22 protein-coding genes are annotated in these 23860 nt (G+C 72.0%); 13 read left to right on the top strand and 9 right to left on the bottom strand.

All coding sequences use genetic code 11. The features are described 5' to 3' along the window. Positions 1–119 precede the first annotated feature (119 nt). A complete protein-coding gene (locus ACIRJR_RS07015) occupies positions 120–1037 on the bottom strand; it encodes an RNA polymerase sigma factor (protein WP_403774963.1) in 918 nt (305 codons plus the stop codon). Positions 1038–1168: 131 nt separating this feature from the next. Between ACIRJR_RS07015 and ACIRJR_RS07020 the strand changes: the two genes are divergently transcribed. Then, the gene (locus tag ACIRJR_RS07020; RefSeq protein ID WP_403776385.1) at positions 1169–3061 is read left to right on the top strand and encodes a DUF6350 family protein; all 1893 of its coding nucleotides are present in this window, start codon (positions 1169–1171) and stop codon (positions 3059–3061) included. A gap of 22 nt (positions 3062–3083) precedes the next feature. Here ACIRJR_RS07020 and ACIRJR_RS07025 read toward each other — a convergent pair whose 3' ends face one another. Continuing rightward, positions 3084–3995, bottom strand: coding sequence for a hypothetical protein (locus ACIRJR_RS07025; protein WP_403774966.1), 912 nt, complete (start codon positions 3993–3995; stop codon positions 3084–3086). A 239-nt stretch (positions 3996–4234) separates the two neighbouring features. Between ACIRJR_RS07025 and purN the strand changes: the two genes are divergently transcribed. From purN to ACIRJR_RS07040, 3 genes are all read left to right on the top strand, one after another. Continuing rightward, positions 4235–4891 carry a phosphoribosylglycinamide formyltransferase gene (gene purN, locus ACIRJR_RS07030; RefSeq protein WP_403774969.1) on the top strand — a complete coding sequence of 219 codons (657 nt, stop codon included), beginning with the start codon at positions 4235–4237 and terminating at the stop codon, positions 4889–4891. Further along, positions 4878–6431: a bifunctional phosphoribosylaminoimidazolecarboxamide formyltransferase/IMP cyclohydrolase gene (gene purH, locus ACIRJR_RS07035; protein WP_403774972.1), complete on the top strand. Its 1554-nt coding sequence runs from the start codon at positions 4878–4880 to the stop codon at positions 6429–6431. Before purN ends, purH begins: the two co-directional genes overlap by 14 nt. Before the next feature lie 174 nt (positions 6432–6605). Next, the gene (locus tag ACIRJR_RS07040; RefSeq protein WP_403774975.1) at positions 6606–8063 is read left to right on the top strand and encodes a DUF2079 domain-containing protein; all 1458 of its coding nucleotides are present in this window, start codon (positions 6606–6608) and stop codon (positions 8061–8063) included. 75 nt (positions 8064–8138) lie between these two features. Here ACIRJR_RS07040 and ACIRJR_RS07045 read toward each other — a convergent pair whose 3' ends face one another. Further along, positions 8139–8750 (bottom strand): hypothetical protein, encoded by a 612-nt coding sequence (locus ACIRJR_RS07045; protein ID WP_403774978.1) that lies wholly within the window; start codon positions 8748–8750, stop codon positions 8139–8141. A 234-nt stretch (positions 8751–8984) separates the two neighbouring features. Between ACIRJR_RS07045 and ACIRJR_RS07050 the strand changes: the two genes are divergently transcribed. The 4 genes from ACIRJR_RS07050 (at position 8985) to ACIRJR_RS07065 (ending at position 13141) form a co-directional block, all read left to right on the top strand. Next, entirely contained in the window at positions 8985–9863 is an 879-nt protein-coding gene (locus tag ACIRJR_RS07050; RefSeq protein WP_103760570.1) for a bifunctional methylenetetrahydrofolate dehydrogenase/methenyltetrahydrofolate cyclohydrolase, read from the top strand. Between the two features lie 19 nt (positions 9864–9882). Next, the gene (locus tag ACIRJR_RS07055; RefSeq protein ID WP_403774981.1) at positions 9883–10479 is read left to right on the top strand and encodes a DUF3017 domain-containing protein; all 597 of its coding nucleotides are present in this window, start codon (positions 9883–9885) and stop codon (positions 10477–10479) included. Positions 10480–10910: 431 nt separating this feature from the next. Continuing rightward, on the top strand, positions 10911–11975 hold the full coding sequence (locus ACIRJR_RS07060) for a DUF2690 domain-containing protein (protein WP_403774984.1): 1065 nt from the start codon (positions 10911–10913) through the stop codon (positions 11973–11975). Positions 11976–12151: 176 nt separating this feature from the next. Next, complete coding sequence (locus tag ACIRJR_RS07065; protein WP_403774987.1) at positions 12152–13141, top strand: malate dehydrogenase; 990 nt, start codon at positions 12152–12154, stop codon at positions 13139–13141. A gap of 108 nt (positions 13142–13249) precedes the next feature. On the opposite strand, the gene ACIRJR_RS07070 is transcribed toward ACIRJR_RS07065, so the two are convergent. Both ACIRJR_RS07070 and ACIRJR_RS07075 read right to left on the bottom strand, forming a co-directional pair. Then, positions 13250–13987 (bottom strand): isocitrate lyase/phosphoenolpyruvate mutase family protein, encoded by a 738-nt coding sequence (locus ACIRJR_RS07070; RefSeq protein WP_403774990.1) that lies wholly within the window; start codon positions 13985–13987, stop codon positions 13250–13252. A gap of 266 nt (positions 13988–14253) precedes the next feature. Continuing rightward, a complete protein-coding gene (locus ACIRJR_RS07075) occupies positions 14254–14763 on the bottom strand; it encodes a carboxymuconolactone decarboxylase family protein (RefSeq protein ID WP_403774993.1) in 510 nt (169 codons plus the stop codon). Between the two features lie 47 nt (positions 14764–14810). Here ACIRJR_RS07075 and ACIRJR_RS07080 point away from each other — a divergent pair, with 47 nt between their 5' ends. The 3 genes from ACIRJR_RS07080 (at position 14811) to ACIRJR_RS07090 (ending at position 17819) form a co-directional block, all read left to right on the top strand. Beyond that, entirely contained in the window at positions 14811–16211 is a 1401-nt protein-coding gene (locus ACIRJR_RS07080; protein WP_403774996.1) for a PLP-dependent aminotransferase family protein, read from the top strand. Positions 16212–16343: 132 nt separating this feature from the next. Then, positions 16344–16625, top strand: coding sequence for a hypothetical protein (locus ACIRJR_RS07085; protein ID WP_403774999.1), 282 nt, complete (start codon positions 16344–16346; stop codon positions 16623–16625). 6 nt (positions 16626–16631) lie between these two features. After that, entirely contained in the window at positions 16632–17819 is a 1188-nt protein-coding gene (locus ACIRJR_RS07090) for a glutathionylspermidine synthase family protein (RefSeq protein WP_403775001.1), read from the top strand. A 317-nt stretch (positions 17820–18136) separates the two neighbouring features. Here ACIRJR_RS07090 and rocD read toward each other — a convergent pair whose 3' ends face one another. The 4 genes from rocD to ACIRJR_RS07110 form a co-directional block, all read right to left on the bottom strand. Further along, complete coding sequence (rocD, locus tag ACIRJR_RS07095) at positions 18137–19342, bottom strand: ornithine--oxo-acid transaminase (protein WP_403775004.1); 1206 nt, start codon at positions 19340–19342, stop codon at positions 18137–18139. A 153-nt stretch (positions 19343–19495) separates the two neighbouring features. Further along, positions 19496–20104, bottom strand: coding sequence for a hypothetical protein (locus tag ACIRJR_RS07100; protein ID WP_403775007.1), 609 nt, complete (start codon positions 20102–20104; stop codon positions 19496–19498). Between the two features lie 331 nt (positions 20105–20435). Beyond that, on the bottom strand, positions 20436–21371 hold the full coding sequence (locus ACIRJR_RS07105; RefSeq protein WP_403775010.1) for a hypothetical protein: 936 nt from the start codon (positions 21369–21371) through the stop codon (positions 20436–20438). Then, the gene (locus tag ACIRJR_RS07110) at positions 21346–22107 is read right to left on the bottom strand and encodes an RNA polymerase sigma factor (RefSeq protein WP_403775014.1); all 762 of its coding nucleotides are present in this window, start codon (positions 22105–22107) and stop codon (positions 21346–21348) included. Before ACIRJR_RS07110 ends, ACIRJR_RS07105 begins: the two co-directional genes overlap by 26 nt. A gap of 54 nt (positions 22108–22161) precedes the next feature. Here ACIRJR_RS07110 and trpS point away from each other — a divergent pair, with 54 nt between their 5' ends. Together trpS and ACIRJR_RS07120 are read left to right on the top strand one after the other, a co-directional pair. Next, a complete protein-coding gene (trpS, locus tag ACIRJR_RS07115; protein WP_403775017.1) occupies positions 22162–23175 on the top strand; it encodes a tryptophan--tRNA ligase in 1014 nt (337 codons plus the stop codon). A gap of 91 nt (positions 23176–23266) precedes the next feature. Then, positions 23267–23857: a 2'-5' RNA ligase family protein gene (locus ACIRJR_RS07120; protein ID WP_403775020.1), complete on the top strand. Its 591-nt coding sequence runs from the start codon at positions 23267–23269 to the stop codon at positions 23855–23857. Positions 23858–23860: the final 3 nt, after the last annotated feature.

Consider the following 23860-nt stretch of genomic DNA (forward strand, 5'->3'; position numbering starts at 1 on the left):
CCCGCGCCGACCCCCCCCCCCCCCCCCCCCCCCCCCCGCCGCGCCCCCCCCCCCCCCCGCGGGGGGGCCGGCCCCCGCGCCGTCTGCGTCCGTGCGGTGCCGAGAGGGGGACGCTGCGTTCAGGGAACGCGTGGAACCAGGCGTTCCGGGCCGTGTGTGAGCTCGTCACGCAGCGCCTTCTGCAGTTTCAGGTCCTGAGGCGTCAGCTTCTCCGGGCCGCCCCGGGGCGGAACACCGCCGACCCGTTCGGCGGGCGCCAGCGGCTGCTCGTACTGGGTGGGGGCCGTGTGCAGGGTGAAGGCCGTCGAACTGATGAGCAGCACCCCGAAGCAGAGCGCGGCCCGGGTCCAGAGCTCCGCGACGCGCTCGCTGCCGGCGCGGACGACCGGGGCCGGCGGGGGAGCCGGAACCTCTTCGGCGAGGGCGAGTGCGCTGAGGCGTTCGCGCAACCGTGGTGACCTGCCGTCGGCGTCCGGCGGACCGGCCGGCTCGGCCAGCCGCTCGGCGACGGCGGCCCGCGCGTGGACCAGGCGGTTCGCCGCAGCGGGAGTGCTCGCCTCCGTCTCCGCAGCCGTCTCCGGCAGCCCCAGTCCCACACCGTCGTGGAGCAGCAGCGTGCGACGGTACGCCGGGGGCAGGCCCAGCAGCGCGTCGAGCAGCGCGTGCCGCGCCGGGTCCTCGGGCAGCGCGTCGGCCCGGCGGTGGGTGCGGCGCAGCCGGTGCCAGGGCGACATCGCGTACTCGTACGAGGCCGCCCGCACCCAGCCCGCCGGATCGCGGTCCCTGGCCACCTCGGGCCAGCGCTGCCAGGCGATCCGGAAGGAGTACTGGACGGCTTCCCGGGCGAGTCTCCGACGCCCTGTCAGCAGATACATCTGGCGGGTGAGGCCGGGAGCGGCGTAGTCGTACAGGGTGTCGAACGCCTCCTCGGCGGTGAGGCCCGTGGGCCGGGATGTGTCACCTCGTCCGTCCGGCGCGGGCACTTCCTGGGCGGGCGTGTCCGGCGCGGGGGCCGTGCCGGTGGTGCTCCGCGTCATGCCCGGCCTCCGTCCCCCGTGACACTGCACTGGGTGAAAAAGTACATAAACGTATATTGGGCGACACAGCGGCTATTCGCCCGTTACACGAAATGGGCGCGTGTCGTTGGCAGCATGGCCGCGTGACCCAAGTGACCGAGCGCAGCCCGATGTTGCCTGCCGAGCGGAGCCGGACCGCCGCAGTGGCCTCCGCCTTCGTGCGCGGGGTACTCGCGGCGGGACTGGGGCTCGGTTCGCTGGCCGTCCTCGTCATGGTGCTGTGGATCGGCTCCCCGTACCCGGACAGCGGGCCGGGCGGAGCCCTCCATGTGGCGACCGGGCTCTGGCTGCTCGCTCACGGAGCCGAACTCGTCAGGGTCGACACGGTGGGAGGGCACCCCGCGCCCGTGGGGACCGTTCCGCTGTTGCTCGGCGCGCTGCCGGTGTGGCTCGTGTACCGGGCCGCCCGGGAATCGGCGGAACCCGTCGGGAAGGCCGTGGGCAGCCACTCGGCGGTCGGGGCGTTCTGCGCGGTGAGCGCCGGCTACCTGCTGGTGGTGCTGGCCTCGGACGCCTACGCGCGAGGCGGTGCGCTGCCCGCCGACCGGGCCTCGATCGTCTTCCCGCTCGGCGCCGTGGTCATCGGCGCGGCCGCCGTCGGCGTGTGGGCGGGGCGTGGACGCCCCCTGACCTCGCTGCTGGTCTGGGCGCCGCTGAGGCTTCAGGAGGCGGCCGCCCGATCCCGGTTCCGGGCCGGGGCCGCCGTGGCACTTCGGTCGGCCGCCGCAGGTGTGCTCACGCTGCTCGGAGGCGGGGCGCTGCTCGTCGCGGTGGCCCTGGTGTGGCATTCGGGAGCGGCGAGGGAGTCGTTCATGGGGCTGTCCGGTGACTGGGCGGGCAGGGTGTCCGTCCTCCTGCTGGCGGCAGCGCTCGTACCGAACGCGGCGATGTGGGGCGCCTCCTACGGTCTCGGGCCGGGATTCGCCCTCGGTACGTCGTCCCTGGCCACCCCGTTGGCCTTCACCGGGCCGCCCGCGCTGCCGGACTTCCCGCTGCTCGCCGCAGTGCCCTCCCACGGCCCCGGTACGGCGGCGAACTGGGCGGCCGTCGCGGTGCCGGTCGCGGCCGGCCTGACCGTCGCCCGCTTCGTCGCACGGGCCGCGGCGCCGGTGCCCGGGGCGCGGGAGGAGACGTGGGGGCAGGGGCGCACCGCGATGGTGGCAGGACTGGCGGCCGTGGGCACCGGGACCGGCGCGGCGGTGCTGGCGGCGGCGTCGGGCGGCCCGCTGGGCACGGGGGCGCTGGCCGAGTTCGGCCCCGTGTGGTGGCTGGTGGGTCCGGCCGCGCTCGCGTGGGCCGCGCTGGTCGGCGTACCGGCGGCGCTCCTGCTCAGGGCGTGGCGCATGCGGGAACGGCGGTGGGGGTGGCGCTGGGACGCGGCGAAGGGAGATCCGGCGGCGGTCACGGGAGATCCGGCGGGGGCCGGGGCGGAACGGAAGCCGGAGCCGAAGCCGGCACAGGACGCGGAGAAGGCGCCCGGCGGAGCGGACCAGGACGAGCCGTACGACTTCCTGTCGGCGGACCCCTGGCACGAGGACGGCGCGCGGGAGGCCCGCTGGGCCGCGCTGAAGAAGAACTCGGGCGGTCTGATGGCGGACTTCCCGGCGTCCTCGGCGCCCCCTGGGCCCGTTCCGGCCACGGCGCGCGCGTCTGCGCCCGCGTCAGGACCCGCGTCGGTTCCTGCGCCCGTGTCAGGACCCGCGTCGGTTCCTGTGCCCGTGTCCGAACCCGCGTCGGTTCCTGCGCCCGTGTCGGAACCCGCGTCGGTTCCTGCGCCCGTGTCAGAACCCGCGTCCGCGTCAGGCTCTGCGCCTGGTCAGGCGCCGGCACCCGAACCCGCTCACACGTCGGCTCCGGCCGACGCACCCGTTCCCGAGTCGGCACCCGGACCCGTGTCCGGGTCCGCCCCGCGGCCGGATACGGCGACCGGCCGGGTTCCGGATGCCCAGGGGCACCCGGAACCCGGCCGGGAAGACGCTCCGTAGCGAGTGTCGCGGGCTCGGTGGGCTACTTCTTCACGCCGAAGAAGGGCTCCAGCGGATCGGGCAGCTTGTCGTTGCAGGACAGTGCGCCGGACTTGGTGAGTGCGTCGTTCACGCAGGTGTAGTAGTCGCGGTACACCAGCTGGACCGTGTAGCCGGTGGCCACGATCGCCAGGGCCAGCAGCGCCGTCACCAGACCGCTGACGGCCGCCGTCGTCTGCTGCCGCTTGCTGATCTGGGCGGTGCCGGGGGCCGCTCCGGGCACGGCGCCGGGCGCCGGGGGAGTGGTCGCCCTGTCCGGCGTGCCGTCCGTCGCCGCGGGAGATCCCGTGCCGGACGTCCGGGGCTTGTGCGGGCCACCGCGGAGCGCGCTGACCGACCAGTACACGGAGAGGGCGCCGAGCAGCATCGCGATCTCGGGGAAGTCGAAGAGGGCGAAGAAGAAGGCCCACATGCCGCCCAGCACCGCGTAACGCGCGCGTCGCTGCGAGGGGTCGGTCGGGTCCCAGCGCAGCCCGCCGGGTGTGTTCTCGGGGCCGCCGCCCTGGCCGCTGGGCCCGCCCGGACGGCCGCCGAAGCCGCCGCTCTGCCGGCCCGGCTGCTGATCGCTCCACTGGCTGCCCCAGACCGGGCGGTCGTCGGGCTGTCCCCCGCCGTGGTCACCGCTCCCGCCGTTGCCCTGGTCTCCCGGCGCGTGGGAGGGGTGGCGCGGCTGCCAGGGCTGGTCGGGCCGGTCCTCGGGCGGTGCCGCGAACGGATTGTCGTCGGACGACCCGGACGGCCCGGACGAGGAGCCCGGGCCGCGGGAGGGACCCGATCCCGACGCGGAACCCGAGCCCGGCGAGGAGTCCGGCGATGAGGACTGGCGTTCCCGCATCAGCGTGGATGCCCGCTCGGGCAGCGGGTGGCCAAGGGCGGTGCGGAGGCGGTCCGGCATGTGGTGAACGTCTTCCCCATCTCGTCATTTCCGCCCGGGGGCGGTTCCCTGTCCCCTGACGCTACCTCCCGGTCACGCCCCCGTCCCGTGGGGGCCGCCGGGTGTGCCGGTATCGTTGCTGACGGTCGGACCGTTCGTAGAGTTCCCCGTATCCCGGGACGAGCTTCTTTCGTACGACCATACAAACGCACCTCCTGTACATCGCGCACCCGCTCCACCACGCGAGAAAGGGCCCTGTTGTGGCCTCCCCGCCCCCCTCCGCCGCTCCGGCCCGTGTGGTCGTGCTCGTCTCCGGCTCAGGCACGAACCTCCAGGCACTCCTCGACGCGATCGGCGCCGACCCCGAGGGTTACGGCGCCCGGATCGTCGCGGTCGGCGCGGACCGTTACGGCACCGTCGGCATCGAGCGCGCCGAACGCGCCGGGCTCCCCACCTTTGTCCGCAAGCTCGGCGAGTACGCGAGCCGTGACGCCTGGGACGAGGCCCTGACCGCCGCCGTGGCGGAGCACCGCCCGGACCTCGTCGTCTCGGCGGGATTCATGAAGATCGTGGGCAAGGGCTTCCTCGCCGAGTTCGGCGGCCGGGTCGTCAACACCCACCCCGCCCTGCTCCCCAGCTTTCCCGGTGCTCACGGCGTCCGCGACGCGCTCGCGTACGGCGTGAAGGTCACCGGGTGCACCGTCCACTTCGTCGACGACGGCGTCGACACCGGTCCGATCATCGCGCAGGGCGTGGTCGAGGTGACCGAAGAGGAAACGGCGGAGGGCGAAGCCGCCCTCCACGAACGCATCAAGGAAGTCGAGCGCAAGCTGCTCGTCGAGGCCGTGGGGCGGCTCGCCCGTGACGGCTATCGCATTGAGGGACGAAAGGTTCATCTCGGTCATGTCGGTGAATAAGCCCATCCGCCGCGCCCTGGTCAGTGTCTACGACAAGACGGGGCTCGAAGACCTCGCCCGCGGTCTGCACGAGGCGGGTGTCGAGCTGGTGTCCACCGGCTCCACCGCCGGGAAGATCGCCGCCGCGGGCGTGCCGGTCACCAAGGTCGAGGAGCTCACCGGCTTCCCCGAGTGCCTCGACGGCCGCGTCAAGACGCTGCACCCCCGGGTCCACGCCGGCATCCTCGCCGACCTGCGCCTGGACGCCCACCGCGAGCAGCTCGCCGAGCTCGGCGTGGAGCCGTTCGACCTCGTGGTCGTCAACCTCTACCCGTTCAAGGCGACCGTCGCCTCCGGCGCCTCCGACGACGAGTGCGTCGAGCAGATCGACATCGGCGGCCCCTCGATGGTCCGCGCCGCGGCCAAGAACCACCCGTCCGTGGCGGTCGTGACCAGCCCGGAGCGCTACGCCGACGTCCTCGCCGCGGTCAAGGCGGGCGGCTTCGACCTGACCGCCCGCAAGCGGTTCGCCGCCGAGGCCTTCCAGCACACGGCCGCGTACGACGTGGCCGTCGCCGCCTGGTTCGCCGACGACTACGCGGCAGCGGACGACTCGGGCTTCCCCGACTTCTCCGGTGCGACGTACGAGCGCAAGAACGTCCTGCGCTACGGCGAGAACCCGCACCAGCCCGCCGCGCTCTACACCTCCGGCGAGGGCGGCCTCGCCGAGGCCGAGCAGCTGCACGGCAAGGAGATGTCCTACAACAACTACACCGACACCGACGCCGCGCGCCGCGCCGCCTACGACCACGCCGAGCCGTGCGTCGCGATCATCAAGCACGCCAACCCGTGCGGCATCGCGATCGCCGACGACGTCGCGACCGCGCACCGCAACGCGCACGCGTGCGACCCGCTCTCCGCGTTCGGCGGCGTCATCGCCGTCAACCGTCCGGTGACCGTGGCGATGGCCGAGCAGGTCGCGGAGATCTTCACCGAGGTCATCGTGGCCCCGGCGTACGAGGACGGCGCCGTCGAGGTGCTGGCCCGCAAGAAGAACATCCGGGTGCTGCGCTGCCCCGACGCCCCGGCCTCGACGGTCGAGGTCAAGCCGATCGACGGCGGCGCGCTGCTCCAGGTCACCGACCGCCTCCAGGCCGAGGGCGACGACCCTGCCAACTGGACCCTCGCCACCGGCGAGGCGCTCTCCGCCGAAGAGCTCCGGGAACTCGCCTTCGCGTGGAAGGCCTGCCGCGCGGTCAAGTCCAACGCCATCCTGCTCGCCAAGGACGGCGCCTCGGTCGGTGTCGGCATGGGCCAGGTCAACCGCGTCGACTCCGCGAAGCTGGCCGTCGAGCGGGCCGGCGAGGAGCGGGCCAAGGGCGCGTACGCCGCGTCCGACGCCTTCTTCCCCTTCCCCGACGGCCTGGAGATCCTGACCGCCGCCGGCGTCAAGGCCGTCGCCCAGCCGGGCGGCTCGGTCCGTGACGAGCTGGTCGTCGAGGCCGCGCAGAAGGCGGGCGTGACCATGTACTTCACCGGGACGCGCCACTTCTTCCACTGACCCCCGGTCCGCATCACCACCGCAGGCCGCACCCCGTCCGGGTGCGGCCTGCGGTGCGTCCCGGCGTACGGACACCGGTCGTCCCTCTGTTCTAATGAATGGCTTGTCGGACCGTAACGGGCGGGACCGGTGCGACCGGCAGTGACCACTGTGGGATTCCGTTGCGGGGGCACCGTGCTTGAGCTGAGCCAGAGCGAAACCGACGTGCCCGGGGAGACCCCGGGACCGGCCGCGGACACCGGGCGCGCGGTACCGCTGCGCCCCTACCTGATCGCGGCCGTGGTCCTGTGCGCGCTCTACTTCCTCTACGGGTACCTGCGCTTCAGCCACTTCCAGTCGCCCTCCTGGGACCTCGGCATCTTCGAGCAGGAGGTGCGGGCGTACGCCGGCTTCGACGCCCCGGTCGTCGACATCAAGGGGCCGGGCTTCCTGATACTCGGCGACCACTTCAGTCCCGTGGTCGCGCTGCTCGTCCCGCTCTACTGGATCTGGCCGTCCGCCGTCGCCCTGCTGTTCGCCCAGGCCGCACTGTTCGCCGCGTCCGCGGTCATCGTCGGGCGCACCGTCCAGCAGATGCTGGGAGGCCGCTCCGGCCTCTGCGCGACCGTCGCGTACGGGCTGTCCTGGGGGCTGCAGGAAGCGGTGAAGGCCGACTTCCACGAGATAGCCCTCGCCGTCCCCCTGCTGGCCCTGGTCTGCCGCGCCCTGCTCATGGAGCGCTGGCGGGCCGTCGTCCTGTGGTCGCTGCCGCTGGTCCTGGTCAAGGAGGACCTCGGGGTCACCGTCGCCGTCGTCGGCGGTCTCCTCGCCCTGTACGGACGGCGGCTCCAGGGTTTCCTGCTGGCGGCCTTCGGCGTCGTCGCGTTCGCGCTGACCGTCCTCGTGCTCATTCCGGCGGCCAGCAGCGCGGGGGAGTACGACTACTGGAAGAAGATCGAGGAGAACGGCGGGCAGCAGGTCTCCCTGCTCGACTCCGTCCTCGGCGTGTTCGACTCCTCCGTCAAGCTGGAGATGCTCGTCTTCCTGGTCGGCATCACCGCCTTCATGGCGCTGCGCTCACCCCTGATCCTGCTCGTCCTGCCCACGATCGGCTGGCGACTGCTCTCCCAGGACTCCAACCACTGGGGCATGGTCTGGCACTACAGCGCGATCCTGATGCCCGTGGTCTTCCTCGCCATGGCCGACGGCATCCGCCGCAGCCGGGCCTCGAAGCGGCCCTGGCTCGTCTCCTACGCGAACGTCGCCGTCCCGGTGGCCGTGGCGATCGCCGTCACCCTCACGCAGCACCTTCCGCTCCGCGACCTGCTGCGCCCCGAGACCTACCGTTCCGACGCACGCACCCACGCCGCGGAGGAGGCGCTGGACGCCATCCCCGTGGGCGTGCGGGTGGAGACCGACATCACGCTGATGGCGCACCTGACCGGGGACCGCACGGTCTACTGGGTCGGCGGGGCGCCCGGCACCGCACCCGACGTCGTCGCGATCAACCTGGACTTCGGCTGGTCGCGGCCCATCGAGGACCCGGTGAGGTACGCGGAGCAGCTGCACCCGGAGGCGAAGTACCGGATCACCCGCCGGGCGGGCTCCTTCGTCGTCATGGAGCGGACCACGCCCGTGCCCGGAAAGGGCTGAAGGCCGCACACCCGTGGTGAGCGGGTGTCACGGCCTTCGTTCGCACCCCGGCTCCGGGGTGGCTGCGGCGCTGCGTCAGTGGCGCGGACGCTGGAACCACTGGGCGCCGTCCTGCCTGGCGCAGAACACGATGACCATGATGCCCAGCGCGATGCTGATGAGGGCGAAGACGTTCGTCGTCAGCAGGCTGATGACGCTGAAGAGCGTGACGAGTGAGCCGTAGACGATCGCCGAGATGCGGATGCCGTTGCCGCCGGAGGAGAACTTGGCGGCGGTCAGGATCGCCCAGAGCGCGATCCCGAGGGTCAGGATGCCGAGGACGACGAAGATGCCCATGCTGATGTCGGCCGCGTCCTGGCTGCTGGACGAGCCGTAGGACGTCTCGGCGTCGGACAGCTGGTCGCTCAGCCAGGCACCTCCGGCGACCATGACGATCGCGCCGATGACCTGGAAGCCGCCGAGGACGTAGAGCATGATGCGCGCGGCCTTCACGCTGCCGGGCATCTCGGTGGGCACGCCCGGGTAGCCGCCGTAGCCGCCCTGGACCGGCGGGGCCTGCGGGTAGCCGTAGCCCTGCGGCGGGACACCCTGGGGGGCCTGCTGGGGATAGCCGTAGCCCGGCTGGCCGCCCTGCGGCTGGCCACCCTGCTGCTGGCCGTAGGGGTTGTTGGGGTCGCCGAAGCTCATGGCGAGGTTCCTCCGTCGTGGATATGCGGGGACGATGCGGCCCGGGCGGAGGAATCGTGTGCACTCAGAACGGTGGTCCCCCCGACACTGTCCGCAGTGATGCGGCTTTATCGTCGTCGTGACATCGCCTTTTTGTCCAGCCGATTGCCCAAGGCGTTGTGCAAGTGCAATCTCGCGTCCACGTGGCAAGCCGGAATTGGTATGCGGGCGGGGTCATCCGCGAGGATGGGTGTCATGACTGCCCAGATTCTCGATGGCAAGGCCACCGCAGCTGCGATCAAGTCCGATCTGACCGTCCGCGTGGCGGCCCTGAAGGCACAGGGCATCACCCCGGGCCTCGGAACCCTGCTCGTCGGTGACGACCCGGGCAGCCGCTGGTACGTGAACGGCAAGCACCGCGACTGCGCCCAGGTCGGCATGGGATCCATCCAGCGCGAACTCCCCGACACCGCCACCCAGGAGGAGATCGAGGAGGTCGTACGTGAGCTCAACGCGAACCCGGAGTGCACGGGTTACATCGTGCAGCTCCCCCTTCCCAAGGGCATCGACACCAACCGCATCCTGGAGCTGATGGACCCGGCGAAGGACGCGGACGGGCTGCACCCCATGAGCCTGGGCAAGCTCGTGCTGAACGAGACGGGCCCGCTCCCCTGCACCCCGCAGGGCGTCGTCACCCTGCTCCGCCGCCACGGCGTGGAGATCAACGGCGCCCACGTGGTCGTGGTCGGCCGGGGCGTCACCATCGGCCGCCCCCTCCCGCTGCTGCTGACGCGCAGGTCCGAGAACGCCACCGTCACCCAGTGCCACACGGGCACCCGCGACCTCTCGGCGCACCTCAGGCAGGCGGACATCATCGTCGCGGCCGCGGGCGTGCCCCACCTGATCAAGCCCGAGGACGTCAAGCCGGGCGCCGCCGTACTGGACGTCGGCGTCAGCCGCGACGAGAACGGCAAGATCGTCGGCGACGTCCACCCCGGTGTCGCCGAGGTGGCCGCCTGGGTCGCCCCGAACCCGGGTGGCGTCGGCCCCATGACCCGGGCCCAGTTGCTCGTCAACGTGGTCGAGGCGGCCGAACGCGCCGCCGCCGAGGCCTCCGCCGTGTCCGCCGGCTGACCTGAACCGGAGGAGCGTCATGGGTGCTGGTACGAGTCCGGCGGACGGTACGCACGCGGGGACGGGCGGGCCCGGGGAGGCGGCGGTGCCCGAGGGCTCCGTGGTCTCCGGGGGGTCCGGTGCCGTGGTGGAGCCAGGGGAGGCCGAGGCGCCCGGGGGGTCCGTCGCGGCCGATGCGGACGAGACGCGGGGAGAGGGCGAGGGCAGTGGTTCGACCTGGGCGCCCTCGCGTCGCTTCTCGCTGACCCGTGACACGGCGCGGCCTGAGGGCGGCGGCCGTGCCGCACCGGGGGACGCCCCCGCGCCCGCGCGCCAGTGGCCCCTGCTCACGGTGCTCTGCACCGCCGGGGCCGGGCTGCTGATCGTGGGGACCAACGCCTTCGCCGAGGCGTTCAGGATCGGCGTGATGCTGATGGGGATCGCGCTGCTCGCCGGTGCGGTGCTGCGCTGGGTGGTCCCCTCCGTCGGCATGCTGGCCGTACGGTCGCGGTTCACCGATCTGGTCACGTACGGCCTGATGGGCACGCTGATCGTGCTGCTCGCGCTGATGGCGCAGCCCGGCCCGTGGCTGCAGGTGCCGTTCCTGCAGGACGTGGTGCACTTCACGATCCGCTAGGCCCGGCCGGCGAAGGGTGTCCGTCCCCTCCCCCGAGAAGGGACGGACACCGGACAGGGCGACGGCGCGGGAGGCGCCGGTACGCGGCGACTTGAGCGCCTTGCCCTGTCCTCGGTCAAGCGTCATGGACATGAGGTATCTGGTTCAAGGGATGCCTGGTGCCTGTGGCACGGAAGTGACCATTCCGCCATGGTGTGATCGATACGCAACGGCTGGCGGAGAGCTCAGTACGAATCTACGGCGCACAACGGAGCGTGCGCTCATACCGAATGCACCTGTGCACCTCTTTGTCCGGAACTGGAATCCTGGATCCGCGCATCCTTCTGGGTAGTTCGGAGAGCGGGACCGACCGTTCCGACAGCGGGAGGAAGGCCGGCGCCGGGAAAGGGGGTGCGCCGGGAACGTCCGGGGGACTCGACTGGGGGGAAGCAATGCCTCGTTGGAAGGCACTACCGGAGGAACTCGATCCGCAGATGCGGGAGTTCGCCGGTCAGCTGCGCAGACTGGTGGACCGCAGCGGCCTGAGCCTGGCTGCGGTCGCCGACCGCACCGGCTACAGCAAGACGTCGTGGGAGCGTTACCTCAACGGCAGGCTGCTCGCCCCCAGAGGGGCGATCGTGGCGCTGTCCGAGGTGACGGACACTCCGCAGCATCATCTGACGACCATGTGGGAGCTGGCCGAACGCGCCTGGAGCCGCTCCGAGATGCGGCACGACATGACGATGGAGGCCATCAGGATCTCCCAGGCGCGTGCGGCACTCGGTGAGGCCGGGGTGGCCGCGGCTCCCGTGGCGAGCGGACGTGTGGGAGGCGGTACGAGCGTCTCCACCGCCACGGCTCCCGGGGGAGAGGCCCGTGACACCGGCCGCCCGCCCTCCGTGCCCGTCCAGCGCGGCACGGTTCCCCGGATTCCGCAGCAGCCCGGACCGGGGTCCGCGCCGGATGCCGGCGGAAGCGGAATCCGTGCGGGCGACGGTGGCCCCGGAGAGGAGAAGGGCAGCGGCCGTCGCCGCCTCACCCTGTTCCTGGCGGGGGCCGTGGGCGTGCTCCTGCTGATGGCCGGGGCCGTACTGGTCGCCCGTCCGGGTGGGGACGAAGGTGCCGGTGCGGTGGCGGCGCCCCTGTCCGCCGATCCCGTTACCAGTGCGCCCGGGCTGCCGTCGGGCGTCGGCTGCGACGGCGCCGACTGCACGGGGCAGGACCCGGAAGCCATGGGCTGCGGCGGCCGGTTCGCCGACACGGTGGCCAGGGCGACCGTAGGCGACGGCCTCGTCGAGGTCCGCTACAGCAGGACCTGCGGGGCCGCATGGGCCCGTATCACTCAGGCTTCCCCGGGCGACACCGTCCGGATCACCTCGGGCCCGTCGGAGCAGGAGGGCACGGTGGACGCAGACGCGGACGCGTACACCCCCATGGTCGCCGTGAAGCGGGCGTCCGACGCCGAGGCCTGCGCGAGCCTCGCCTCCGGGACGACCGGCTGCACCACCCCGGAGTGACGCGAGGGGGCGGCTGCGGTGCGTAACCGACTGTGCGCGGTCCCACAGGGGGGCGGGCGGCCGGGGCGGCGAGGGTCGGATAGCCTGACCGCTGGATATCTCTTCACGTCAAGATTCAGAGGTATCCAGCACCAGGGGCAGGGACCCCCACCGCCAGCTGTCTAACGGAGATCGCCATGACCCGCACTCCCGTGAATGTCACCGTGACCGGCGCAGCCGGCCAGATCGGCTACGCGCTGCTCTTCCGCATCGCCTCCGGCCACCTGCTCGGCCCGGACGTGCCGGTCAACCTGCGACTCCTCGAGATCCCGCAGGGCCTGAAGGCCGCCGAGGGCACCGCCATGGAGCTCGACGACTGCGCCTTCCCGCTGCTGCGCGACATCGAGATCACGGACAACCCCGACGTCGGCTTCGCCGGCGCCAACGTCGCCCTCCTGGTCGGCGCCCGTCCGCGCACCAAGGGCATGGAGCGCGGCGACCTGCTCTCCGCCAACGGCGGCATCTTCAAGCCGCAGGGCAAGGCCATCAACGACAACGCCGCGGACGACATCAAGGTCCTCGTCGTCGGCAACCCGGCCAACACCAACGCCCTCATCGCCCAGGCCGCCGCCCCGGACGTACCGGCCGAGCGCTTCACCGCGATGACCCGCCTGGACCACAACCGCGCGATCTCGCAGCTGGCCGCCAAGACCGGTGCCGCCGTCTCCGACATCAAGCGGCTGACGATCTGGGGCAACCACTCCGCGACCCAGTACCCGGACATCTTCCACGCGGAGATCGCCGGCAAGAACGCCGCCGAGGTCGTCAACGACGAGGCGTGGCTGGCCGACACCTTCATCCCGACCGTCGCCAAGCGCGGCGCCGCGATCATCGAGGCCCGTGGCGCGTCCTCGGCCGCATCGGCCGCCAACGCCGCCATCGACCACGTGCACACCTGGGTCAACGGCACCGCCGAGGGCAACTGGACCTCGATGGGTATCCCGTCGGACGGCTCCTACGGTGTCCCCGAGGGCATCATCTCCTCCTTCCCGGTCACCACGAAGAACGGCTCGTACGAGATCGTCCAGGGCCTGGACATCAACGAGTTCTCCCGTGCGCGCATCGACGCGTCGGTGAAGGAGCTCACCGAGGAGCGCGACGCGGTTCGCGAGCTCGGCCTGATCTGACCGGAGTCCGGCCACCGGCCGGACCCGGAGCCGTATGAGGGCGCCCCCCGCCAGCACCTGCTGCGAGGGGCGCCCTCATGTGTGCCCAGTGACCGGACGCGTGTCCGCTCAGCGTCCGAGCAGCCGGCCGGCGAGGCCGCGCACGGCGTCCGTGGCCCCGCGCTGAAGCTGGGGCCCGAAGGTGACCCGTGCGGCGCCCAGTTCTCCGAGCCGGCGGGTGGCGGAGGGGCCGTCCGGTGTGCCGAGGGCGTTGAGCGGGACCGGGACCGCGGCGGCCAGCCGGGGGAGGTCGTCCGCCGGAGCCATGATCGGGTAGACGCAGTCGGCGCCGGCTCCGGCGTAGAGACGGGCCCGGGAGACGGTCTCCGCGACGACGTCCGTGCAGGCAGGATCCCGGTGGACGTAGGTGTCGACGCGGGCGTTGACGAAGAGCCGCCCGTCGGCCGCCGCGCACACCTGTGCGAGCCGGTCGGCTTGGCGTCGGGGGTCGACGAGTGCGCCGTCGACCGAGTCCTCCAGATTGCAGCCGACCGCTCCGGCTTCCAGGAGGCGCTCGACGAGTTCGTCCGGGGGGAGGCCGTAGCCGGCCTCGACGTCCGCCGACACGGGTACGGACACCGCGCGGGCGATCCGGGCCACCGCCGCGAACATCTCGGCGGCGGGCGTGCGCCCGTCGGCGTAGCCGAGTGAGGCGGCGACACCCGCGCTCGGGGTCGCCAGGGCGGTGAACCCGGCGTCCTCGAACACGCGGGCGCTCGCGGCGTCCCACGGTCCGGGCAGGACGAGCGGGTCGCCCGCCGGTCGGCCGTGGTGCAGGGCGCGGAAGACGGACGCGGGCTCGTTCATCAGGACTCCACGGGCTCGTTCATCAGGACTCCGGGGGGAGAGGGCGCCTCGCGCAGGCGTTCGGCGCGGAGGAGTGCGGGGCGGCCTGGCGGCCGGTGTGGCTGGGTTGAGTGCGGGGCGGAGGGGCCTGGCGGCCGGTGTGGCTGGGTTGAGTGCGGGGCGGAGGGGCCTGGCGGCCGGTGTGGCAGGGCTGAGTGCGGGGTGGAGTGTCTCCCCGCCCCGCACTCGGCGTCCCGGGCACGTCGGCACGGCTCGGCGGCTCGCGCTCAGTGCTTGATGTCGCCCGGGGTGTAGTGCCCCGGGGTCAGCCGGGCGGTCACGCCGAACCGGTTCCAGGCGTTGATCACCGTGATCGCGGCGATCAGCTGGGCCAGCTCGGCCTCCTCGAAGTGTTTGGCGGCCTTCGCGTAGACCTCGTCGGGCACGAATCCGTCGGTGAGGACCGTCACCGCCTCCGTCAGCTCGATCGCGGCCAGCTCCTTCTCCGTGTAGAAGTGCTGCGACTCCTCCCAGGCGCTGAGCTGGATGATGCGCTCGACCGACTCGCCCGCCGCGAGGGCGTCCTTCGTGTGCATGTCCAGGCAGAAGGCGCAGTGGTTGACCTGCGAGGCGCGGATCTTCACCAGTTCGAGCAGCGTCGGGTCGAGTCCCTTACGTGCTGCGGCGTCCAGCCGGACCATGGCCTTGTAGACGTCGGGGGCGAGCTGGGCCCACTGCAGACGGGCGGGGTGCTCGGGGGCGTTGCCGGTGGGTGTGTGATGCGTGTGCGTGGTCATGGGATCGACGCTAACGGGCGGGTGGCGCACCGGTATGGTCCATTTCCATGACAGATTCCTGGGCCGCTTTCGGTGCCGACCTGCACATCCAGCCGGTCGGGCCGGGCCTCCGCAGCGGGCTGATGAACGCACTGCGGGAGGCCGTCCGCACCGGGCGGCTGACGCCGGGCACCCGGCTGCCCTCCTCCCGGACGCTCGCCGCGGATCTCGGGATCGCCCGCAACACGGTCGCCGACGCCTACGCCGAGCTGGTGGCCGAGGGCTGGCTCACCGCACGGCAGGGTTCGGGGACCACGGTCGCACGGCGGGCCGTCGCACCCGGACCCGCGGACCGGGGCCCCAGGGCCCGGCCGGTGCGGCGGCGCCCCACGCACAACCTGATGCCGGGTTCACCCGACCTCTCGGCCTTCCCCCGTGCGGAGTGGCTCAAGGCTGCCAGGCGTGCCCTCACCGTGGCTCCCGACTCGGCCTTCGGGTACGACGATCCGCGGGGGCGCGTCGAGCTGCGGAACGCGCTGGCGGACTATCTGGCACGGGCGCGCGGGGTGTACGCGGATCCGGAACGCATCGTGATCTGCTCCGGGTTCGTCCACGGCCTCACGCTCATGGGGAAGGTGCTGCGGCGCCACGGGGTGCGGGAGACGGCCGTCGAGTCCTGCGGGCTGGACATCCACTGGAACATCCTGGCCGAAGTGGGCCTGCGCATCCCGTGCCTCCCGGTGGACGCGCTCGGGGCCAGGACCGGGGAGCTGGGGTCGTCACCCGGGGTGGGGGCGGTGCTGCTGACCCCCGCCCACCAGTTCCCGACGGGAGTCCCCCTCCACCCCGACCGCCGTGCCGCGGCGGTGGACTGGGCGCGTTCCTCGGGCGGGCTGATCCTGGAGGACGACTACGACGGCGAATTCCGCTACGACCGTCAGCCGGTGGGCGCGTTGCAGGGGCTGGACCCGGAGCGGGTGGTCTACATGGGGACGGCCAGCAAGTCGTTGGCGCCCGGGCTGCGGCTGGCGTGGATGGTGCTGCCGGAGCGGTTGGTGGAGGAGGTCTGCGAGGCGAAGGGCGGCTTTGACTGGATGTCCGGTGTGCCGGACCAGCTGACGCTCGCGGAGTTCATCGCGTCGGGGGCCTACGACCGGCATGTGCGGGCCATGCGGCTGCGCTACCGGCGCCGGCGGGACGAGCTCGTCGAGGCGCTCGCCGAGCGGGCACCGGACTTCCGGGTGAGCGGCATCGCGGCAGGGCTGCACGCCGTACTCGAACTCCCGGAGGGAACGGAGCAGTCGGTCGTCCAGGCGGCCACCTGGCAGGGGCTGGCGCTGGAGAAGCTCTCCCGCTTCCGGCACCAGGACGCGGAACCGGGTCGCGACGGGCTGGTCATCGGCTACGGCACCCCTTCGGACAGCGGCTGGGCAGGGGCGCTGGACGCGCTCTGCAGGGTGCTCCCGTAGCCGGAGGCGCCGGGGTGTTCCGGGAGAGGCGGCGGCACCGGGTTTCAGTCGAGAGGGCCATGCATCTAATGTGACTGGCAGTTCGCAGGTGGGCAGACACCGGCTCGTGGGTACGACGGGGGAGAACAGCAGATGGACAAGCGCAGGCGCAGGCTGAGGTCGGGCACCGTCGTGCTCGGCGGCATGGGAGTACTCGCGGCGACGCTCACCGCGTGCAGTTCGGAACCGGACCAGCGATGCGTCGACCCGGTGACCCAGGAGATCCTGCCGGACTACGAATGCGACGACAGCAGCGGCAGCGGTACCTACTACTACGGCGGCAGCAGCCACAACAACCGGGTCTCCGGCGGGAGCTTCAACAAGGCCGCGGTCGAACGCGGCGGATTCGGCTCCTCCGGCTCCAGCGGCGGCTGAGCCCTCATGGAACGCCGCACCACGGAACCACGCCCCGGCTGGCAGGAGACCGTAGAGGAGCAGGGGCTGATCTATCCCCTGACCCGCTTTCCGGACGGCTCCCTGCGCCCGTACTGGGACGAGAGCGCCTACTACGTCTTCTCCCTGCCTGAGGTCGAGGCGCTGGAAGAGGTCGTGGAGGAGCTGCACACCATGTGCCTGGCCGCCGCCGCGCACATCGTCGAACGCGACCGCTTCGCCGATCTCGGCATCACCGACCCCCGGCTGGCGCGCCTGATCGCCGCGTCCTGGCGGCGCCGCGCCGAACTCCCTTCCTTGTACGGCAGGTTCGACCTGCGGTACGACGGGACCGGCCCGGCGAAGATGCTGGAGTACAACGCGGACACCCCCACATCGCTCGTGGAGGCCGCCAGCCCTCAGTGGTTCTGGATGGAGGACCGCTTCCCCGGGGCGGACCAGTGGAACTCGCTGCACGAGCGCCTCGTCGACGCGTGGAAGCGGCAGGCCCCGCTGCTTCCCCCCGGCCCCCTGCACTTCGCCCACTCCGACGGCGACGAGCTGGGCGAGGACCTGATGACGGTGGCCTACCTGCGGGAGACCGCCGCGCAGGCGGGGATCGACACCGAGGCACTCTCCGTCGAACGGATCGGCTGGGACCGGCTGTCCGGCCGCTTCGTCGACGAGCGGCTCCGCTTCATCCGCAGCTGCTTCAAGCTGTACCCCTGGGAGTGGCTGGCGACGGACCGCTTCGGACCTCATGTGCTGGACACCCTCGACAACGGCGGGGGGACCGGCAGCACCTGCTGGATCGAACCCGCCTGGAAGATGCTCCTCTCCAACAAGGCGCTGCTGGCCATCCTCTGGGAGCTGCACCCCGGCCACCCCAACCTCCTTCCCGCGTATCTCGACGGCCCCCGCGAACTGGCCGGGCCCGGGGCCGCGGGGTACGTCGCCAAGCCGCTGCTCGGCCGTGAGGGTGCCGGGGTCACCATCCACGAACCCGGCAGCGCCGCAGTGCTGCGCGACGAACCCTGCTGCTACCAGGAGCTTGCTCCCCTGCCCGACTTCGCGGGCAACCGCGTGGTACTCGGCGCCTGGGTGGTGGAGGACGAGTCCGCCGGGCTCGGCATCCGGGAGTCAGCGGGGCTGATCACGGACGAGTACGCCCGCTTCCTGCCCCACGTCATCCTCTGAACCGATGACCGGTTGGCCGGCTCACCGACGAGGGCCGGCCGATGACCGCCGTTGGCCGATGACCGTTCTTGGCCCATGACCGTCCCGGACTGACCGGTCGGCCGGGACTGACGACCGGCGCGGACTGACCGGCCGGCCCGGACTGACCGGCCGGCCGGAGATGGCCCCGGCCGGTCGGAGACCGGCTGCCCCGGCTTCCCCCGTACTGGCTCTCCTGCCTCGCACCCTCCGGACGGGTCGGACGGTCGGACGGGTCGGACGGGTCGGACGGGTCGGATGGTCCGTTCGGCCGGGACGGCCGAGGCGGCCGTCCGGGTTCAGCCGGCCAGCACGCCGCGAAGCTGTTCCAGGCCCCAGTCCAGGTCCTCCTTGCTGATCACCAAGGGCGGCGCGATCCGGATGGTGGAGCCATGGGTGTCCTTGACCAGTACGCCACGCTCCATCAGCTTCTCCGAGATCTCCCGGCCGGTCCCGAGGGCCGGCGCGATGTCGACCCCTGCCCACAGGCCCCGGCCCCGTACGGCCTCCACCGCACCGCCACCGGTCAGCAGCCCCAGCTCGTGGTGGAGGTGCTCGCCCAGCTCCGCCGCACGCTGCTGGAACTCACCGGTGCGGAGCATCGCGATCACCTCCAGGGCGACCGCGCAGGCCAGCGGGTTGCCGCCGAACGTGGATCCGTGCTCGCCCGGCCTGTGGACACCGAGGACCGCGGCGGAGGACACCACGGCGGAGACCGGCACGACACCACCACCCAGAGCCTTGCCCAGCAGATACATGTCGGGCACGACCCCCTCGTGCTCGCAGGCGAAGGTCCGTCCGGTGCGGCCCAGGCCCGACTGGATCTCGTCCGCGATGAAGAGCACGTTCCGCTCCCGGGTCATCTCCCGCACCCCGGCGAGATAACCCGACGGCGGAACCAGCACCCCGGCCTCGCCCTGGATCGGTTCCATCAGCACCGCGACCGTGTTCTCCGTCATCGCCTCGGCGAGCGCGGTGAGATCCCCGTACGGCACGATCTCGAACCCCGGCGTGTACGGACCGAAGTCGGCCCGTGCCTCGGCGTCCGTGGAGAAGCTCACGATCGTGGTCGTCCTGCCGTGGAAGTTGTCCGCGGCCACGATGATCTTCGCCATCCCGTCCGGGACACCCTTGACGCGGTAGCCCCATTTACGGGCCGTCTTCACGGCCGTCTCCACCGCCTCCGCCCCGGTGTTCATGGGCAGGACCATCTCCATTCCGCAGAGCTCGGCGAGCTGCGTACAGAACGCGGCGAACCGGTCGTGGTGGAAGGCACGCGAAGTCAGCGTCACGCGTTCGAGCTGAGCCTTGGCCGCGTCGATCAGGCGCCGGTTGCCGTGCCCGAAGTTGAGGGCCGAGTAGCCGGCGAGCATGTCGAGGTAACGGCGCCCCTCGACATCGGTCATCCAGGCGCCGTCCGCGGTGGCGACGACGACCGGCAACGGGTGGTAGTTGTGCGCGCTGTGCGCCTCGGCGGAGGCGATGGCGGTTTCCGTGATCGACACGGGATCTCCGTTCGTCGTGCGGCGTGGGCGCGGGTGGTGCCCACTTTGTATCGTCGGTCGGATCCATGGCCTGGAAACCTTCGGCGCGCGGCGCGCCTCGTGCCCTCTCCCGGCCTCGCTCCGCCTGGACGCCCGGCCTCGCCCGCCACCCGGTCAGCCGTCGATGAGCTCCTGACGCACGCGTGGCCTCCGCAGCCCCGACCGCGACCGCAGGGCCACCAGGGCGAACGCCGAGCCCACGGTGAAACCGGGTATCGCCCACCACCAGTGCTCCAACAGCGTGGATGTACCGGAAGCCCGTGGCGCGGACGCTGGCGAGGGCTCCTCCCTCACTGCCTGCCCGCGTGCCCGTCCGAACAGGCCCTCGTCCTCCCAGGTCTCAGGGAAGAGGACGGGGCCGGCCCCCTCCACGCTCGGCCGGCCCATCAGGCCCAGCTCATCGAAGACCTTGATCAGCTGCTCCGGCTTCGCGGCCCGGTGCCACAGCCCCCGATACGTGTCGGGGACACCCGTGGCCGTGTGGATCCAGACGGTGTCCGGATCCTCCCCCGGAAAGATGCGGTCGGTCCTGACCGGCCTCAGGTCGAAGGCCATCCACGTCACGTTGATCTGCCGCGTGCCCACCGCGCCGTCCAGCGATGAGGGCCTTTTCCGCGACCCCTCTGCCGCCTCCGGGCCGAGCAGCTCCTCCAGCGATCCGTACCTCGCATCGGAGCCGGAGAGCGCCGCTGTCTCGCTGCTCGCCGGAGATGTGAGGAGCACGCTCGTCGCTCCGCCCGCAGATGCCCCGCCCGCAGATGCCTCGGCCGCAGATGCCTCGGCCGCCGGCAGAAGGCCCAGACCGAGACTCATCGCGAGAACGGCGAACAGACGCGTCCGCCGTGTCTCCTTCCGCGTCTGTCCGAGCGCCGTCCGGGTCGCCCCGGCCACCCCGGACGTGCTCCCGTGCCCCACCCTCGGTTCCGGCTGTCCACGCATGTCGCGCCCCGCCCGATCTCCCTCGATCCGCCCGGTCCCTCCGGACGGCGTCACCTTGGATACACCGGCCGCGGGCACGAGGTTCCGCCTTGCGCACCAGGCTTTTCCGGACCGCTCAGAGGGTGGACTCGGCGATCGCACACGCCCGTTCCAGCGAGTCCACGCCTTCCAGCCGAAGCGTCATGTGCCCGTCCCGCATCCACAGCAGGGTCGGTCCCGCGGTCCGTTCGGTCCTGATCCATCGCCGGCCGTCCTCCCCGGTCATCATGAACTCCAGGAGATGGGGCTCCGCGAACCACGCTCCGTCGGACCGGCCGGGCTCCTGCCCCGCCCGGCCTGCCCCACCTGTCTCAGCTGCCTTCCCCGCCTGGCCGCCTCCGTCGTCCGCACCGTCGGCGCGGTTCAGCTTCACCCACGCCGGCCGAGTGCTCACCTGCTTGGTGAAGTACGGATCGAGGCCGGACTCGAACGCGTCGAGGCGTATCGTCCGCCTGCCCTCCGACCAGCAGAGCGTGACCATCGAGTGGCCGTCCGGCAGACCGGTCACCGCGACCGTGGACGGCGGCCCGAGCTCGTCCGGCACCACAGGCCGGAAGCCCGCTCGCCTGACCGCCTCGGGCATGGCCAGCGGGACACCGCATCCCGGGCCTCCCGCCTCCTGCCCGGAACGATCGTCCGGCGCGTCCGGGACCCAGCGCACCTCGACCCCGCCGAAGTCGAACCACTCCACGACCGCCGCCCGGACCGGCGGTGTGAGCACCAGCACGACGAGCAGGCCCGAGAGGGCGGCGACCAGCATCCGGAGGCGTCGACGGAAGCAGACGCGGATCCGTGCCAGGCTCCCCACGCGGGCTCTCACCGGCACGGGCACGCCTTCCGCGACGATCTGCGCCATCACCCGCTCGGCCATCGTGGCGCCGTCGGCGCCCGGCACGTCCAGCCCGTCGCCCAGCGCCATCAGCTCGGCCCGCAGCCGTGCCCGCTGATCGTCCTCCGGCCGCCCCGGCCGCCCCGGACGCTGCGGCTCATCCCTGTCCCTCGCCCGGCTCACCCTTCCCGCCTCCCGTCCCGTCGATCCGCTCGCCCCGCTCGTCCCGCTCGCCCCGCACCGGGCCCAACTGCCCGCCCAGCCGCCGCTCCAGCTTCCTGAGCGCGCGGTTCAGCCGGGACTTCACCGTGCCCCGGGGCCAGCCGAGGGCCTCGGCCGTCTCCGCCTCGCCCATCTCCAGGAGATAGCGGCAGGTCACCACCTGTCTGTGCTCCTCGCTGAGCTGCTCCAGCGCTTCGGCCAGGAGCGTCCTGCGCTCCTGCGCGAGAACTGCCACGGCCGGGTCCGCCGCTTCCGGTATCACCGGATCCGTCCCCTGGCAGCGGGCCTCGCGCCCGGCCACCGCCCGCGCCCGCCCCGCCGAGCGGACCGTGTTTCTCGTCTCATTCATCACGATGCGCAGCAGCCATGGTCTGAACGGCGCTCCGTCCCGGAAGCGCCCCAGGGCCTGATACGCCTTGAAGAAGGCGGCCTGCACCACGTCCTCCGCGTCCGCGCCCGCTCCGAAGGCGGCCGCCGCGCGCAGCGCGACACCCGTATGAGCCCGCACCAACTGCGCGTATGCCTCAGCGTCACCGGCGCGCACGCGAGTGATCACCTCGGCCTCGCCGTCGGTATCAAGTGCCGACGGCCCTCCGGCGCGCCCGACAGCACGGCCTCCGCCGCTGCCTCCGCCCCCGTCGCCGACGGTGCGGCCATCCTCCGGGCCCCGCTTCAGAGCCCCTCCCCGCGTCCTCACATCTTTCCTACACCGGTTGCCGGAGATCGGTTCCACACCTGAGACAATGAGTTCATGGCCTCTGATCGACCCCGCGTGCTTTCCGGAATTCAGCCCACCGCAGGCTCGTTCCACCTCGGCAACTACCTCGGTGCGGTCCGCCAGTGGGTGGCGCTGCAGGAGTCCCACGACGCCTTCTACATGGTCGTGGACCTGCACGCGATCACCGTTCCGCAGGATCCGAGGGAACTCCGGGCCAACACCAGGCTCGCCGCCGCCCAGTTGCTGGCGGCCGGGCTCGATCCGGAGCGCTGCACCCTCTTCGTGCAGAGCCATGTGCCCGAACACGCCCAGCTCGGCTGGATCATGAACTGCCTCACCGGCTTCGGCGAGGCGTCGCGCATGACGCAGTTCAAGGACAAGTCCGCCAAGCAGGGCGCCGACCGCGCGACCGTGGGTCTCTTCACCTACCCGGTCCTCCAGGTCGCCGACATCCTCCTCTACCAGGCCAACCAGGTCCCGGTCGGTGAGGACCAGCGCCAGCACATCGAGCTCACCCGGGACCTCGCCGAGCGCTTCAACGGCCGCTTCGGCGAGACGTTCACCATCCCGGCGCCGTACATCCTCAGGGAGACGGCGAAGATCTACGACCTCCAGGACCCGGCGGTCAAGATGAGCAAGTCGGCCTCCACGCCGAAGGGCCTGATCAACCTCCTGGACGACCCGAAGGCCACCGCCAAGAAGGTCAGGAGCGCCGTGACGGACACGGACACCGTGATCCGCTTCGACGCGGAGAAGAAGCCCGGCGTCAGCAATCTCCTGGGCATCTACTCGACCCTCACGGGCACCACCGTCGCGGACCTGGAACAGAAGTACGAGGGCAAGGGCTACGGCGCGCTCAAGACCGACCTCGCCGAGGTCATGGTGGAGTTCGTCACCCCGTTCCGTACCCGGACCCAGGAGTACCTGGACGACCCGGAGACCCTGGACGCCCTCCTGGCCAAGGGGGCCGAGAAGGCCAGGGCGGTCGCCGCGGAGACGCTGGCGCAGACGTACGACCGGATGGGCCTTCTGCCCGCGAAGCACTGAGTCCAAGGACCCTGGCGAGACCGGGGCCGAAGGGGCCACACTGGCGTCGGCACGACGGAAGAAAGACCGTCCGAGGATTGAGGAGAACGATGTGGGGACCGTAACGCTTGGCGTTTCGATCGCGGTCCCGGAGCCGTACGGCAGCCTGCTCCAGGAGCGGCGCGCGGGCTTCGGGGACCCTGCCGCGTACGGCATCCCCACCCACGTCACCCTTCTCCCGCCGACCGAGGCCGAGGCGTCCGACCTGCCGGCGATCGAGACCCACCTCTCGCAGATCGCCACGGCCGGGCGCCCCTTCCCGATGCGGCTGTCCGGCACGGGCACCTTCCGCCCGCTCTCGCCGGTCGTCTACGTCCAGGTCGTCGAGGGCGCATCGGCCTGCTCCTGGCTCCAGAAGCGGGTCAGGGAGGCCTCCGGCCCCCTGGTGCGCGATCTCCAGTTCCCGTACCACCCGCACGTGACCGTGGCACACGGCATCGCGGAGGAGGCGATGGACCGCGCGTACGAGGAGCTCTCCTCGTACGAGGCGGCCTGGACCTGCGGTTCCTTCGCGCTGTACGAGCAGGGCACGGACGGTGTCTGGCGCAAGATCAACGAGTTCCCGTTCGGTGCCGGCGGGGGCGCGCCCGCCGTGCCCGCTCAGGGCGGCAGCTCCATGGGCCAGCCCTCTCTGCGCCCCTGAGCC

It is taken from the genome of Streptomyces sp. NPDC102402 (assembly GCF_044765765.1).
Lineage (GTDB): Bacteria > Actinomycetota > Actinomycetes > Streptomycetales > Streptomycetaceae > Streptomyces.

Excerpts from the sequence above, each read along its gene's own strand:
- ACIRJR_RS07015 (WP_403774963.1), bottom strand. The coding sequence starts at position 1,037 with ATGACGCGGAGCACCACCGGCACGGCCCCCGCGCCGGACACGCCCGCC.
- ACIRJR_RS07025 (WP_403774966.1), bottom strand. The coding sequence starts at position 3,995 with ATGCCGGACCGCCTCCGCACCGCCCTTGGCCACCCGCTGCCCGAGCGG.
- purH (WP_403774972.1), top strand. The coding sequence starts at position 4,878 with ATGTCGGTGAATAAGCCCATCCGCCGCGCCCTGGTCAGTGTCTACGAC.
- ACIRJR_RS07045 (WP_403774978.1), bottom strand. The coding sequence starts at position 8,750 with ATGAGCTTCGGCGACCCCAACAACCCCTACGGCCAGCAGCAGGGTGGC.
- ACIRJR_RS07050 (WP_103760570.1), top strand. The coding sequence starts at position 8,985 with ATGACTGCCCAGATTCTCGATGGCAAGGCCACCGCAGCTGCGATCAAG.
- ACIRJR_RS07055 (WP_403774981.1), top strand. The coding sequence starts at position 9,883 with ATGGGTGCTGGTACGAGTCCGGCGGACGGTACGCACGCGGGGACGGGC.
- ACIRJR_RS07060 (WP_403774984.1), top strand. The coding sequence starts at position 10,911 with ATGCCTCGTTGGAAGGCACTACCGGAGGAACTCGATCCGCAGATGCGG.
- ACIRJR_RS07065 (WP_403774987.1), top strand. The coding sequence starts at position 12,152 with ATGACCCGCACTCCCGTGAATGTCACCGTGACCGGCGCAGCCGGCCAG.
- ACIRJR_RS07070 (WP_403774990.1), bottom strand. The coding sequence starts at position 13,987 with ATGAACGAGCCCGCGTCCGTCTTCCGCGCCCTGCACCACGGCCGACCG.
- ACIRJR_RS07075 (WP_403774993.1), bottom strand. The coding sequence starts at position 14,763 with ATGACCACGCACACGCATCACACACCCACCGGCAACGCCCCCGAGCAC.
- ACIRJR_RS07080 (WP_403774996.1), top strand. The coding sequence starts at position 14,811 with ATGACAGATTCCTGGGCCGCTTTCGGTGCCGACCTGCACATCCAGCCG.
- ACIRJR_RS07085 (WP_403774999.1), top strand. The coding sequence starts at position 16,344 with ATGGACAAGCGCAGGCGCAGGCTGAGGTCGGGCACCGTCGTGCTCGGC.
- ACIRJR_RS07090 (WP_403775001.1), top strand. The coding sequence starts at position 16,632 with ATGGAACGCCGCACCACGGAACCACGCCCCGGCTGGCAGGAGACCGTA.
- trpS (WP_403775017.1), top strand. The coding sequence starts at position 22,162 with ATGGCCTCTGATCGACCCCGCGTGCTTTCCGGAATTCAGCCCACCGCA.